Raw genomic sequence first — 14,609 nt, 5'->3', positions numbered from 1 at the left:
TCATCCATGAAATTTAAAGATATAGAAAAGGTTAATAGCCCTATAGTATATATAGTGTTATCATTTATACTTGGGTCAGTAATTTATGGTTTATATGATAAATATTTATGGCTAGCAGTAATCTCTGCTAGCTTATTTTTTGTTTTTACTTTTTTTAAGTCAAATATGATGTTTACTATTATTGTAGTTGCATTTTTTCTTCTGTCCTTAGTAGATAATGTTGCATATTATAAAATTAATTTTTCTAATAGTTTTAGTGGAAAAGTTCAGATAGTCGAAGTAAAGTCGTATAGTAAAATAGCAACCTACAAAGGAAAGAGATTTTATCTTCAGGGGGAAGGTTCAAAATACAAACAAGGGAATAATATTTATGTAGAAGGAGAGCTTACAAAGGGAATAGATAAGGATAAAGGAATATTAGGTAGCATAACTGTTAAAAAGGGGAGAGTTTTAGAAAAGAATTTAGTAAGCAGGTTATACGACATAAGAGAAGAAATTTATGAGAAACTTAATAATAATTTGGGAAGAAGGAAAGCTGCATTAGTGTCTTCATTAGCTTTTGGATTTTCTGATTATTTAGATGAAGAAGATAAGGAGGATATGAAGAATTTAGGGGTAATCCATGCAATCAGTGTTTCGGGACTACATGTAGCTTTGGTATTTTCCTTTCTGAGAGCTTTTTTAGGAAAAGGGATATCATTGGGGATTACTTTTATATATGTACTTTTTACAGGAGCACCATTTTCTTCACTAAGAGCTTTATTTATGATAAGTTTAGTCTCATTAGCTCCAAGTGCAAGGAAAAATTATAATCCCTTAAGTGCGCTTGCTTTAAGTGCAGGGGGGATAACCTTACTGAGTCCCTATGCACCATTTCAATTAGGATTTCAATTATCTTTTTTAGCAACTCTTGGCATGGTTTTATATTCAAAAAAAATTAATAACATATTGTATAAATTACCAACATACATAAGAAAAACTGTAGCGACATCTTTGTCGGCTCAAGTATTTACCATGCCTATTATAATGGCTTCGTTTAAAGAATGTTCTTTTGTTTTTATTTTAGGTAATTTAGTTTTAGAACCTATTTTTAATATTTTAATAATTCTAGGAAACTTTTTATTATTAGGTCTCTCAATAAATCCTATATTTGATTTCATTTCTTTTGTATTATTAAAAGTTATAAATATATTGGATTTTTGCACTGACTATTTATATGATTTAAGTAGTAGTGCTTATATAGTAAATGAAGGAGCTGTACTGATCTATTGTTCTATGTTTATTAGCGTATACTTTTATTTTAAAGGAATAAAAAAACTTAAAATTTTACCAGTAGCAGCTGCAATAACTGCTTTTATATATGTATATAGTCCTATAATGCGCATTGACTATTTAAAAGAGGGAGGGCTATTAATATCATATAGGGGAGATAGAAAAATAGTTTCAAATATAAGAAATATAGATATGGGAAAGCTTAAAAAAGTAACATTGGCGAAGGAAGCTTTTAGAGAAACTAAAAATATTACTACTAAAAATGGTTTGATAATAAAAGCAGAAGGGAAAAATTATTTGCTAAAAGTAGGGGGAAAGGAATACCTATTACGGATGAATAATAGGCAAAAAATAAATGGAACTTGTGATATAATTAATTTCGTAGAGAAAAAATCAAATGGTTTATTTGTAATAGATGATAAGATTTTATTATATTAGATAGTGTTTTGATGAAAGGCGGATTAACTTGATTACTTACGATACATTTGAAAATGAGATTAAAAATAAGACTATAAAAAATTCGTATATATTTTGTGGTGGAGATGAAGAATTAATAAAAGAGGGTATAGATTTTTTAGTTAAACCAATCGTAAAGGATGGCTTTGAAGATTTAAATTATACAAGGTTAGATGGGTTAACTACCACTATGGATGATATTATGAATGCTTGTGAAACCATGCCTTTCATGGGAGAGAAGAAAGTTGTTTTAGTTTATAGAGCTAACTTCTTAAGGGACAAATCTGATAGTTCAGCAACTAAAATTTATAATGAATTAAAAGAATATTTGAGAGATGTTCCAGAGTTCACAGTAATTATATTGTATTATGTATTTAATGATAAAAGGGAAAATCCTAAAAAGAACAAAAAACTAATGGCTTTAGATAAGATTACGGAGATAGTTCATTTTGATAAATTAAAGAGAGATAGATTTGTAAAAAAGGTTGAAGATGTATTTAGGGAAAAAGAGAAAGAAATAGGAAAGTTTGAGTTAAGGTTTTTCTGTGAAAGGGTACAAAATAACTTTAATATTATAAGAAGAGAGGTAGATAAATTAATTGATTATACTAATGGAAGGAGCATAAAAAAGGAAGATATAGAAAAGCTCATACCTTCCAAAAGTGAAGAGGATATATTTGATTTAGTTGATCTTATTTCACAAAGGAAAATAGAAAAAGCAATAGATATAATGGATGAATTATTGTTTAAAGCAGATCAGCATATGCTTATAATAACATCTATAGAATCTCAGTTTAAGAAGTTATATAACATTAAATTAGGAATGGAAAAAGGAAAAAGAGTTAATGATTTTGTAGCAGAGTTAAAGGTGCCATCCTTTGTTTGTGAAAAGTTAATGAATTTGAGTTCGAAGTTTTCAAGAAGACAACTAGAGGAATTAGTTAAGCTTTCTGTGGATACTGAAGCAAGACTTAAATCATCAGGAGTAGATAAAACTATGGAACTTGAATTGCTTCTACTTAATACATTGATGATAAAAAAGTGATTAAGATAAAAGCCATCTAGAATATAAAATTTAGATGGCTTATTTTTATATAAAGTTTATATAAAATACGGAAAAATATTTTTGTAAGATTACACAAATTTACATATATGTATAATGTAAACGTTGTGTGCTATAATATCTTATGAAAATATATTTAAATAATTTTATGGGAGGTAAAGTGATGAATGAAAAAATTTTCAAAAAAACAACTTGGGTTACTTTGATAATGTTTTTCTTTACTCTGTTCAATAATGTATCCTTAAATAAGGTTAGTGCTGAATCTGAGAGTAATGAAATAATAAAAGCAAATTCAGTAGCTGTACTAGTAGGAAATCTTATGAAGGATAATAATCTTGGGGATGATTGGAACCCGAAAAATTATTTAGGAAAGCTTAGGGAATATAAAAATGGAGTTTATGAAGCTACATTTAAATTAAAGGCAAGTGAAAAATATGAATATAAAATTGCTATGAATGGAACTTTAGAAGAAAGTTATGGGAAAGATGTTGGAAATGGTAATATTGCTCTAAACTTAAAGGAAGATAAAGAGGTTACTTTCAGGTTTGATTATAAAAACAAAAAGATTTATGATTCTGTAAATAACCCAGAACAGTTTAAATCAAAAGCAATATTAACAGGAGAAGTTGATAAATGTTTTGGTGGAAAGTCATGGGATCCTTCAGATGATAATTTTAAGCTTGATTATGTGGGTGGTGGAATTTACAAAAAGACATTTAAAGTTGTTAAAGCAGGAACCATGGAATATAAGGTTGCTTACAATGGGGCTTGGAATAATGGAGAAGGAGTTAATAATGAAAAAGTAATAATACCAGAAGGGACAGAAAGTGTTACATTTTTTTCAGACTATACTGGAAACGTTACCGGAAATTCTATAGATAAACCTGAGATTTCCAAAAATATATCACTCATTGGTACTGTAAGAAGTGGAAACGGTGATTGGGATGAATCTAATAGAAATTTTGATATGTATCAGTTAGGCTCAAGTGAGTTTATTTATACATCTATATTGAAGGCTGGCAATTATGAATATAAAGGAATAGTTAATTACAGCTTTAAGGATGGAGGAATACCAAAGGGAAGCAATGTTTCATTAAGTTTAGATAAAGAACAAAATGTTGTGTTTATCGCTGATTTAAAGGAAGGAACAATAATAGATTCAATAAATAATCCAAATGAAGTTGCATTAAAATTAGGATTAAAGTCAAAAACAGTAGAAATGAAAAGTCCATTATTAAATAGTAATGGCACAATTACTTTTAATTATAAAAATCCAAATGCTAAGCAAGTTTATTTAAGTAGCAATGTTAATGATTGGAGTAAAAATGGAACATCATTAACGAAGGCTGATGATGGAGTATGGTCAACTACAATAAGAGTAGGGGATGATGCAAAAGAAATTCAGTATAAGTTTATAGTTGATGGACAAGAAGTTTTAGATCCATGTAATAAGGAAACAAAAGAAGGCAATTCAATTTTTAACTTTCCAAAGTATGATGGAAGACAAGTAACAATTCCAGGTTCATTAGCTACTGGGATTCAAGGAACAGATGGAACTTGGAATCCAGCTGACAAGGCACTTTTACTTGACTATGTAGGAAATGGTAATTACATGAAAACTTTTAAAAGTGTAAAGGCTGGAAGATATGAATATAAGGTTGCAATAAACTTGAAATGGGATCCTGAAAATTATGGAGCAAATGGGATAGCTAGAGGGGCTAATATAAGTATAGTAGTGCCTAAAACTATGGATGTAACATTTTTTTATAATGATGATTCACATAAAGTGGTAACTGATTTAGAGTATAGAGTTTTAGATATAACTCTAAATGATGGAGAGAAAACACTACAAAAATTAACTGATGAAAAATTAAATGGTGTTTACTCAGGAAAGGTTGAATTGAAAAAAGGAACTTATGATAATTTAAATTTAACAGTCAAAGGTGATGGGGAAAGAAAAGTTAAGCTTGATAAGCTAGTTTTAGATCAAGATAGAACTGTAACTTTTTCATATGATCCAAAAACTCAAATATGTTTTAATGATGCATCTAATGAAAAAATAGATAATGGTGGAATATATTATAATTCTAGATTAGATGAATATAAAAAGCCATATGGAGCTGTTTCAGTTGAAACACCAATAACATTTTCATTAAAAGTTAAAAAAGATATGGCAAAAGAAGTTAAGATGATTTTAAGTACTCCAAGTGGAATTAATGTAGTTGATATGAATAAAAATGGAGGCTATGAAGATAATAGTGATAAATGGACAAGTATCTATACTCCACAAACGATAGGAACTTTTTCATATTATTTTGTAGTTTCTAATGGTTCTGATGTAAAAGCTTATGGAGATGATGATGGTTATTTTGCAGAGGGGAAAGTAGGAAATTTAGGTGAAGTTAAAAATTATGAGTTTAATGTATGTACGAAGGACTTTAAAACTCCTGATTGGTTAAAGAATGGAGTTATATATCAGATATATCCAGATAGATTCTTTAATGGAGATAAAGATAATGACTATATACAAAAGTACGCTAGAGGAACTACTCCATATGAGTTTGCAAGTGATTGGTATTCATTACCTAAGGATCCACAATTAATGAATAAGGAAGGGTATCCAAGCAATGCTAATAAAGGTGATATAAATACTTGGTCAAATGACTTATATGGTGGTGATATAAAAGGTATAGAAGACAAAATTAAGTATTTAAAAGCTGTTGGAGTTACAATACTTTATTTGAATCCAGTAGCCCAATCAATTTCAAGTCATAGGTATGATACAACAGATTATACTAAAATTGATCATCAGCTTGGAGAGATGGAGGATTTCGTGAATCTTGCAAAGGCTGCTAAAGAAAATAATATGCATATTATACTCGATGGGGTTTTTAATCATGTATCTGATGATTCGGTTTATTTTGATAGATATGGTAAATATGTTGCTAAAGGAAGACCACTTGGAGCATATCAATATTGGTCACATGTTTATGATGAAGTTAATAACAATGGATTAAGCTTAAACGATGCAGAAAAGAAAATAACTGATTACTATAATTCTATTGGAATTACAGATTTACATTATAAAGATTGGTTTATAATAAGTAATGTTAAAGTTATGGAAAAAGATTCACAAGGGAATGAAACTGGTAAATATACTTATGGATATGAAGGATGGTCTGGTTTTGAATCAATGCCAGTAATACAAGCATTAAATGGATCAGAGTATAATGTGAAGACCTGGGCCAATGAAATAATTGATGGAGATAATTCAGTAGCAAGACAATGGCTTAGAGAAGGATCAAACGGTTGGAGAATAGATGTTGCAAATGAAGTATCTGATGAGACTTGGAGAGCTTTTAGAAAGACGGTAAAAGGAGAAGGGGATAATGCTATAATAGGAGAAATATGGACAGATGCATCGAATTATATTTTAGGAGATATGTATGACTCTGTAATGAATTATAGATTTAGAGGTGCTGTTCTTAATTTTGTCAAGGGAAGTCAAGATGATAATAAGACAGCGGTAACTGCAAAGGATTCTATGAATGAGCTTGAAAAGATGAGAGAACAATACCCAAGAGAAGCTTTAGAGGCTATGATGAATTTAATGGGATCTCATGATACTCAAAGAGTGCTTTCAGCTTTAGATGGATATCAAAAATCTACAAGAGGATTTGCCAACCCTGCCACAGACTTAGCTAAGGCAAAAATGAGATTAATACCATTTTTACAGATGACATATATAGGGGCACCAACAATATATTACGGCGATGAAATTGGAATGGTTGGATGCGATGATCCAGATAATAGAAGAGGATTTACTTGGGGAAAAGGTGATAAAGAATTGGTTGAATGGTATGGAAAACTTGCAGCGATAAGAAGTGCCTATTCATCACTAAGGACTGGAGAAGTAAATGTATCAGAAGTTCAAACTGAATTTCAAAATGATGTAATGGCCTATGTAAGAAATGATGAAGACTCAAAGGTATTAGTCGTAGCCAATAGAAAAGAAAATGAAATAATGACCACTCTTACAGTACCAACAATTAAAGATGGAACTAAGCTTACTAATATTCTAAATACTGGAGAAAGCTGTGTTGTAAAAGATGGAAAGGTAACAGTTAAGATTCCAGCCTTTGGAGGAGTTATTTTAGCTGATAAAGTAAAAGAAATTAATTTTAATAAAGATGATTTAAAGGATGCTTATAGTTCTAATTCAATAGTTCAAAACAGAAAAGTGCCAGATACTGATAAGCAAATAGAAGAAAAGATAAGTAAGTCAGAGAATGGAAGCGAAGTAGTAATTTCAAATATGAATGAGGGAATAAGTACAAACCTTTTAGAGTATATAGTAAATTCAGGAAAAAATCTTAAGATAGTAATTCAAAGAGGAAACATTAAAATAACAGTTAAAGATGTTGGTAAACTTAATGAAACTTTAAAGAGTCAAGGTTTAACTGATTTTCAAATTACAGTTAGTGACAGACTAGTTAATGATATAAAAAATCAAAATATAATAGATAAATTTAATATAAAAACTAATTTAAAGGATGGAGTTTTAGGCACCGATATGATTTTAGAAGTTTCTGTAGATAAGAATTATGAGGGAAAAGAATTATATTGCTACTATGTAGAGGGTAATGGAAGCTTTGTACAAGTTGGTAAAGGTGAAGTTAAGGATAGTATATTTACCTTCACTACAAATCATTTTAGTGATTATGTCATCTTAGATAAGGAAGTAACTAGTAATGATAATAGAAATGTTGTAAAAGATGGGGCTAATAATACAACAGATAAAGATAATAGTGGAAATACTAATATTACAAGTGGTGTTAAGACTGGTGATAAAGTTTCTGGCAACGAAGTTATGCTGTTGATGTGTATGTTATTTATATCATTTGTAGGAATGAAGTGTCTTATCAAAAAGAAAAAAGCATAGTAAAAGTAAAGAACCGACCTTTAACAAGGTCGGTTTTATTACAACTACGCCATAGCGTTTAACTTTGCAGCTAATCTTGATTTCTTTCTAGCAGCCATGTTTTTATGAACTACTCCCTTTTGAGCAGCCATATCTAAAGACTTAGAAGCTTTAACGAATAATTCTTTAGCTTCATCAGCACTGTTAGCTGATACTGCAGCTTCAAACTTCTTTATAGCAGTTTTTAAAGCAGACTTAACCATTCTATTTCTAGCAGTCTTCTTTTCTGCAACTAATATTCTCTTCTTTGCTGATTTGATATTTGCCATTCTTAATTCACCCCCTCTAAATTTTATAGGGCCTCTCGCAGTTTTGGGGAAATCTGCATACGAGTCGTATTCAACACACCATATTATAGCATTGAAATTTATTAGATTCAAGTATTAAATTTATGTAAATCGGAAAAATAAGTGTAAGAGTATTTAATAGGTGAGGTGTACAAATGATTAATGTAAGAACAGACTTAGCAGTTGAAGCGTGTGAAATTTATAAAAAAGAAAATAATAGAGAGGCTGATGGTGTTGTTGTTGAGGAATATGAAGAAGATGAAACTAAAATAACAAAGGTTAGAGTTATGACAGAAGATGGAGCTGTTAAAATGGGAAAACCTATTGGGAATTATATAACTTTAGATATTCCTGAATATACTGCATATGATGGCGAACTTATGGATCAGGTTTCTAAAGTGTTAGGAAAAACTCTAAAGAAACTTGCAAACATAGATGAAAATAAGTTAGCTTTAATAGTTGGGCTAGGAAATAGAAATGTGACTCCAGATGCTTTGGGGCCTAAAGTAACAGAAGGAATAATGGTAACAAGACATTTAAAATCAGTAATGCCAGATGCTATAGATGATAACGTTGTACCCGTAGCTGCCATAGCTCCAGGAGTTTTAGGGGTTACAGGAATAGAGACGGGAGAAATAATTAAAAGCGTAGTTGATAAAATTAAGCCAGATTTAGTGATTTGTATTGATGCATTAGCATCTAGAAGGATAGATAGAGTGAATAAAACTATTCAAATAAGTGATACTGGCATATCACCAGGTGCGGGAGTAGGTAACCATAGAATGAGAATAAATGAGGAAACACTTGGAGTGAAGGTAATTGCTATTGGAGTTCCTACAGTTGTTGATGCAGCAACTATAGCTAACGATACTATAGATTTAGTTCTCGACGATTTAATTGGCCAATCAGAAGAAGGAAAAGATTTTTATAATATGCTAAAAAAAGTTGATAAGCATGAGAAAAGCGTACTCATAAAGGAAGTATTAGATCCTTATGTTGGGGACTTAGTTGTTACTCCTAAAGAAGTAGATTTAATGATAGATTCCTTATCTAAAATAATATCAAATGGAATAAATATTGCAGTTCAGCCTAATATGACAGTTGAAGATATTAATAAGTTCTTAAATTGATATCTTCTTATAATAATTATGTAAAATCCTCATATAAATATATAGTAAATCTTATTATGAGATAAGAAAGGGGGATTTTAGGTGTACAGACGAACATTAGGAAGAAAAACTGTTAAACAAAAAGTAAATTTAGGGGTAATAATATTATTGGTTATTCTTATGATATTTTCCTATAGGGTAATTAAAGTTCTAAGTAGTAATAAAGAAAGAGGGGGATTTGCCTATGTTCAATTATTGAATTTTGGCATGCCTGTTGTAGAAAATCAAATATACAATGAAGGAGCTTATGCTGAGAATAGCTTATCGATAAAAAGAGTATGCTTAGAAGCTTTAGGACTTAAAAATATCAGTAGCTTTGCAATTATAAATAATGAAGTAAGTTTTTATAAGCAGGGTTTTCAAGCTAATTCAAAAATTGCATCAGTTGATATTAGTCCATTTAAGATTAATGATAGTTCTATTGCAAAGCAAGATGATACCAGTAGTGGAAATAATGTGAACACCAAAAACTCACTAGCTTATGATCCTAAACTAAAAAAGAATATAGATCATTCAAAACCAGAAGTGCTTATATATCATACTCATACGACAGAGAATTACGCTGAAGCTGGGGGGGATACCTTAGATGAAAATTACAGTGTTGTTGGAGTTGGTAGTGAGATTAGCAGAATATTAGAAGAAGATTATGGGGTTTCGGTTATACATGATAAAACAAACCATAGTGTATCTTATAATAATAGTTATGATAGGTCTAACGAAACAGTTAGTAGATATTTAAAAAAGTATGGGGATTTTAAAATGATAATAGACCTTCATAGAGACTCCTTAGATAATAAGGGGGCTGTTACAGCAAATATAAATGGTGAGAATGTAGCGAGGCTTATGTTTGTAACTGCTAAAAACAGCACAAGGTATGGAAAGAATAATGCCTTGGCAGAGGAATTCCTGAATAAGGCAAATGCGCTTTTCCCAGGACTTATAAGACAAATATATTCATATAATCATGGGATTAATGCTTTCAATGAAAGTTTAAGTGATAGTTCAATATTAATTGAGTGTGGAGCTAACGTAAATACTTCAGCTGAAGCTAAAGGCTCTGCAAAATATATAGCAAGGTTAATTGCGGAGCATATAAATAGATAATAAATATGTATAAAAGACTATAAAGTGAGCATCCTTTAAGATATAAAGTGAAACTTTTTTAGGTAGAGAGTTTTAACTCTACTTAAACTTAGTTTTTAATTTCCCATATAGAGGGAATTAGTCTAGAAGCTGCAGTTTGTTATTTTACCTTTAATGAAGAGAGGTTTTTATGGCTGTAGTTATAGGATAAAAGTATCTTGGAGGGTGTTCAATTTTGAAAAAAAGAACAAAATTTAGAATAATATTTAATTTATTAATGGCTATTTTAATTCTTGCAGGACTTACTAGGGTCAACATAATTAATACAAAAGCTTTATCCCCGCTAGATAATACTAATGAGAACTATGAAAAAATATCTGAAGCATTTGGAGAAGAATTTTCTAATTTTATAAAAGATAATGCTTTAATTAAGATATATAAAGATGATTTGAAGGAAGTTTTAGTAAGAGTAGGGGGAAAAGATTTTAAAATAAAAAAAGAATCTAGCTTAATTGAAGGAGCAGAAAAAGCTGTGGAAAACATAGGAGATTTTTTTTGCTCAGTGAGAGATAAGATTGAGAAAGTTATAATATAAAAACTGTATTTCTAATAAGTATGGTTTTTTATTGACAGTGGGTCAGTGGTTTGTGATATAATTTAGCTGATTTAATATAATGGGGGTGAAGTAGCTGTCCTTAAGTAAAGGCAGCTTTAATATATGAGTAGTAATAGGAAGCAGTACATAAGAAACTTTTCAATAGTTGCACATATAGATCATGGTAAGTCTACATTAGCAGATAGATTATTAGAGGCAACAGGAACCCTAACTCAAAGAGAAATGGAAGCTCAAGTTTTAGATAATATGGAACTTGAAAGAGAGAGAGGAATAACAATAAAGTCACAAGCAGCTAGACTTGTTTATAAAAGAGAAGATGGAGAAGAATATATCTTAAATCTTATAGACACTCCAGGGCATGTAGATTTTACATATGAAGTATCAAGAAGTTTGGCAGCTTGTGAAGGCGCACTTTTAGTAGTGGATGCTACTCAAGGTATTCAAGCGCAAACTTTAGCAAATTGTTATTTAGCATTGGATAATGATTTGGAAATAGCTCCAGTTATAAGTAAGATAGATTTACCATCTCAAAGAGCAGATGAAGTTAAGAGGGAAATAGAAGATGTTATAGGAATAGAAGCTGAAAGTGCACCTATGATATCAGCAAAAACAGGTTTAAATATTCCAGATGTATTAGAAGAAATAGTTAATAGGCTTCCTCCTCCAGAAGGAGATGAAGATGCACCATTAAAGGCTTTAATTTTTGATTCTTATTATGATAGCTACAAAGGTGTTGTATGTTATGTAAGAATAAAGGATGGAAAGGTTAAGCCAGGAACAAGGATAAAACTAATGGCTACTAATAAAGTTTATGAGGTAGTGGAGGTTGGAGTATTTACTCCAAAGTTAATGCCAATTCCAGAGCTAAGTGCAGGAGATGTTGGATATATAACAGGTTCAATTAAGAATGTAAGAGATGCTAGAGTTGGAGACACTATAACAGAAGCAGATAGACCTACAAAGAAAGCTCTTCCAGGATATAAGCCAGCTGTCCCTATGGTTTACTCAGGAATATACCCTGTAGATGGAGCTAAATATGATGAACTTAAAGAAGCTCTTGAAAAGCTACAGATTAATGATGCAGCTTTAAACTTTGAGCCGGAAACATCTGTTGCGTTAGGATTTGGGTTTAGATGCGGATTCCTTGGATTGTTGCATATGGAGATAATTCAAGAAAGAATAGAAAGAGAATTTAATTTGGATATAATTACAACTGCTCCATCAGTTATATACAAAGTTATAAAGACAGATGGAGAAAAGTTTGATATCACAAATCCTACAAACCTTCCGCCAGCAACGGAAATTGACTATATGGAAGAACCTATAGTTAAAGCTTCCATAATAGCTCCAACTGAATATGTAGGTGCTGTAATGGAGTTATGTCAAGAAAGAAGAGGGACATATATTGATATGCAATATATGGAGGAAACAAGAGCAGTTATAAATTATGATATACCATTAAACGAAATAGTTTACGATTTCTTTGATACTTTAAAGTCGAGAACTAGGGGATATGCATCATTAGATTATGAGTTTAAAGGTTATGTAAGAACAGAATTAGTTAAACTTGATATATTATTAAATGGAGATGTAGTAGATGCCCTTTCTATGATAGTACCAAGTGAAAGAGCTTATCATAAAGGAAGAGGAATAGCTGAAAAACTTAAAGAGATCATACCAAGACAATTATTCGAAGTACCAATACAAGCTGCGGTAGGATCAAAAATTATTGCGAGAGAGACTGTTAAAGCTATGAGGAAAGACGTACTTGCAAAGTGCTATGGAGGAGATATTTCTAGAAAGAAAAAACTTTTAGAAAAGCAAAAAGAAGGTAAAAAGAGAATGAGACAAGTTGGATCAGTAGAAGTTCCACAAGAAGCTTTTATGGCAGTTTTAAAAGTTGATTAATATTAATTTCTAAAATAGTTTTTTAAGATTTATTTAAGAAATATTATATATAAAATAAGTTATAATTATTTTAGGAATTATAGAAAATAATAGTAATATGCGGGGGGATTTTATGTTTTTAAATGAGTTAAATAAAAATCAAGCTACAGCTTTCATTAATTTAGTAAATCAATTTGCAAATGTGGACCAAGTTTTCGCAAAAGAAGAAAAAGAATTAATAGATGATTATATAAAAGAACTTAACATAGATAAAGAAGTAGTGAATTCTATGAGTTTTGAAGAGATAGTTGATGAATTAAAAGTTGCAAATAATAGAACAAAGTTAATAGTATACTTTGAACTTGTTGGATTAGCATTAGTAGATGGTGATTATGGAGATAAAGAAATTGATTTCTTAGATGAAATAGCTATATCACTTGATATTAGAAGAGATAAAAAGATTGCCTTTGCAAATTATTTCTTCAATTTTAAAGACGTATATAATTTTTCAGTTGTGGAAGCAGAAAGTAAGATAAAATTACTAAAAGAAGAAGCTGAGCTATTATTAGCTTAAAGTATAGATTTGAGAGGGGATTTTAATCTCCTCTTTTTTTATTAGCAGAAGGAGGAATTTATGAAGGAAATATCTTTATATATACATGTTCCCTTTTGTAAGCAAAAATGTTTCTATTGTGACTTTCCGTCCTATGCATGTAAAGAAGGTGCTATGGATGAATATGTAGAGGCACTATGCAAGGAGATTACAAAAAGGTGCAATAAATATATTATAAAAAGTTTGTTTATTGGAGGAGGAACACCATCATACCTAGAAGAAGAATCTTTGAAAAAACTTATGGAAACTATAAGTGCATTAGAGTTTAAAGATAAAGCAGAAAAGTCTATGGAATGCAATCCTGGAACTGTAAATAGGAAAAAGCTTGAGATAATTATGAAAGGTGGAATAAATAGATTAAGCTTTGGATTACAGACGACAAAAAATGAACTGTTAAAAAAGATAGGGAGAATTCATAGTTATGAAGAATTTATAAAAAATTATTCATTGGCTAGGGAAATTGGATTTAATAATATAAACATAGATATGATGTTTGGATTACCAAATCAAAATTTAAGTGATTGGTTAAATAGTTTAGATGAGATAACTAAGTTAAATCCTGAACATATTTCAAGTTATAGTTTGATTATAGAAGAAGGTACAGCTTTTGATAGGTTGTATAGTGAAGGAAAACTTTCTCTTCCCTCAGAAGAAGAGGAGAGAGACATGTATAGAATGGGAAAAGAATTATTAATATCAAGGGGATATCATCAATATGAAATATCTAATTTTGCAAAAGGTGAAAAAGAGTGCGCTCATAATAAAGTTTATTGGCAGTGTGAAGAATACATAGGAGTTGGAGCATCAGCAAGTTCATTTGTTGAAAATAAGAGAATAAAAAATGTTGATGATATTTCTGAATATATAGATAGAGTTAATAGAAATATATCCATATCAGAAGAGGTATACGAAAATTCTAGAGAAGATAATATAGAAGAATTTATGTTTATGGGGCTTAGGATGAATAAGGGAATTGATGAACAGGAATTTATCATTAGATTTGGAGTGAATATAGATTCTATATATAAAAGGTTAATAGATAAGAATATTAAGGCTGGTTTATTAATTAGAAATGAGGGAAAAATATATTTAAGCCAGAGGGGAATTGAATTATCTAATCAAGTTATGAGTGATATGATATTGTAAATGGAAGAAAAATAAAGTATTTATTAGATAATTAAG

Annotated in this window: 10 protein-coding genes; 9 read left to right on the top strand and 1 reads right to left on the bottom strand. The window is 30.2% G+C overall.

The genetic code is table 11. The features are described 5' to 3' along the window. Window positions 1-6 precede the first annotated feature (6 nt). From H9661_RS00430 to H9661_RS00420, 3 genes are all read left to right on the top strand, one after another. Complete coding sequence (locus H9661_RS00430) at window positions 7-1,710, top strand: ComEC/Rec2 family competence protein (protein ID WP_191767445.1); 1,704 nt, start codon at window positions 7-9, stop codon at window positions 1,708-1,710. A gap of 28 nt (window positions 1,711-1,738) precedes the next feature. Further along, window positions 1,739-2,773: a DNA polymerase III subunit delta gene (gene holA / locus H9661_RS00425; RefSeq protein WP_143314702.1), complete on the top strand. Its 1,035-nt coding sequence runs from the start codon at window positions 1,739-1,741 to the stop codon at window positions 2,771-2,773. Between the two features lie 181 nt (window positions 2,774-2,954). After that, window positions 2,955-7,733 (top strand): pullulanase X25 domain-containing protein, encoded by a 4,779-nt coding sequence (locus H9661_RS00420; protein ID WP_191767443.1) that lies wholly within the window; start codon window positions 2,955-2,957, stop codon window positions 7,731-7,733. Window positions 7,734-7,777: 44 nt separating this feature from the next. On the opposite strand, the gene rpsT is transcribed toward H9661_RS00420, so the two are convergent. After that, the gene (gene rpsT / locus H9661_RS00415) at window positions 7,778-8,041 is read right to left on the bottom strand and encodes a 30S ribosomal protein S20 (RefSeq protein WP_143314700.1); all 264 of its coding nucleotides are present in this window, start codon (window positions 8,039-8,041) and stop codon (window positions 7,778-7,780) included. A 173-nt stretch (window positions 8,042-8,214) separates the two neighbouring features. Here rpsT and gpr point away from each other — a divergent pair, with 173 nt between their 5' ends. The 6 genes from gpr to hemW all read left to right on the top strand — a co-directional run bounded on the left by gpr (window position 8,215) and on the right by hemW (window position 14,573). Further along, complete coding sequence (gpr, locus tag H9661_RS00410; RefSeq protein WP_143314699.1) at window positions 8,215-9,189, top strand: GPR endopeptidase; 975 nt, start codon at window positions 8,215-8,217, stop codon at window positions 9,187-9,189. Between the two features lie 81 nt (window positions 9,190-9,270). Next, window positions 9,271-10,332 carry a stage II sporulation protein P gene (locus H9661_RS00405; protein WP_243129510.1) on the top strand — a complete coding sequence of 354 codons (1,062 nt, stop codon included), beginning with the start codon at window positions 9,271-9,273 and terminating at the stop codon, window positions 10,330-10,332. Between the two features lie 214 nt (window positions 10,333-10,546). After that, complete coding sequence (locus tag H9661_RS00400) at window positions 10,547-10,906, top strand: hypothetical protein (RefSeq protein WP_243129509.1); 360 nt, start codon at window positions 10,547-10,549, stop codon at window positions 10,904-10,906. A 123-nt stretch (window positions 10,907-11,029) separates the two neighbouring features. Beyond that, window positions 11,030-12,835, top strand: a complete 1,806-nt coding sequence (gene lepA / locus H9661_RS00395) for a translation elongation factor 4 (protein WP_191767441.1) — start codon at window positions 11,030-11,032, stop codon at window positions 12,833-12,835. 112 nt (window positions 12,836-12,947) lie between these two features. After that, window positions 12,948-13,388 carry a hypothetical protein gene (locus H9661_RS00390; protein WP_143314697.1) on the top strand — a complete coding sequence of 147 codons (441 nt, stop codon included), beginning with the start codon at window positions 12,948-12,950 and terminating at the stop codon, window positions 13,386-13,388. 60 nt (window positions 13,389-13,448) lie between these two features. Next, entirely contained in the window at window positions 13,449-14,573 is a 1,125-nt protein-coding gene (hemW, locus tag H9661_RS00385) for a radical SAM family heme chaperone HemW (RefSeq protein WP_143314696.1), read from the top strand. Window positions 14,574-14,609 lie beyond the last annotated feature (36 nt).

Origin of the sequence: Clostridium cibarium (assembly GCF_014836335.1) — a bacterium.
GTDB classification, from domain to species: Bacteria; Bacillota; Clostridia; order Clostridiales; family Clostridiaceae; genus Clostridium; species Clostridium cibarium.
This window is presented reverse-complemented; position numbering and strand designations above follow the sequence as displayed.

Excerpts from the sequence above, each read along its gene's own strand:
- rpsT (WP_143314700.1), bottom strand. The coding sequence starts at position 8,041 with ATGGCAAATATCAAATCAGCAAAGAAGAGAATATTAGTTGCAGAAAAG.
- hemW (WP_143314696.1), top strand. The coding sequence starts at position 13,449 with ATGAAGGAAATATCTTTATATATACATGTTCCCTTTTGTAAGCAAAAA.
- lepA (WP_191767441.1), top strand. The coding sequence starts at position 11,030 with ATGAGTAGTAATAGGAAGCAGTACATAAGAAACTTTTCAATAGTTGCA.
- H9661_RS00390 (WP_143314697.1), top strand. The coding sequence starts at position 12,948 with ATGTTTTTAAATGAGTTAAATAAAAATCAAGCTACAGCTTTCATTAAT.
- gpr (WP_143314699.1), top strand. The coding sequence starts at position 8,215 with ATGATTAATGTAAGAACAGACTTAGCAGTTGAAGCGTGTGAAATTTAT.
- H9661_RS00420 (WP_191767443.1), top strand. The coding sequence starts at position 2,955 with ATGAATGAAAAAATTTTCAAAAAAACAACTTGGGTTACTTTGATAATG.
- H9661_RS00430 (WP_191767445.1), top strand. The coding sequence starts at position 7 with ATGAAATTTAAAGATATAGAAAAGGTTAATAGCCCTATAGTATATATA.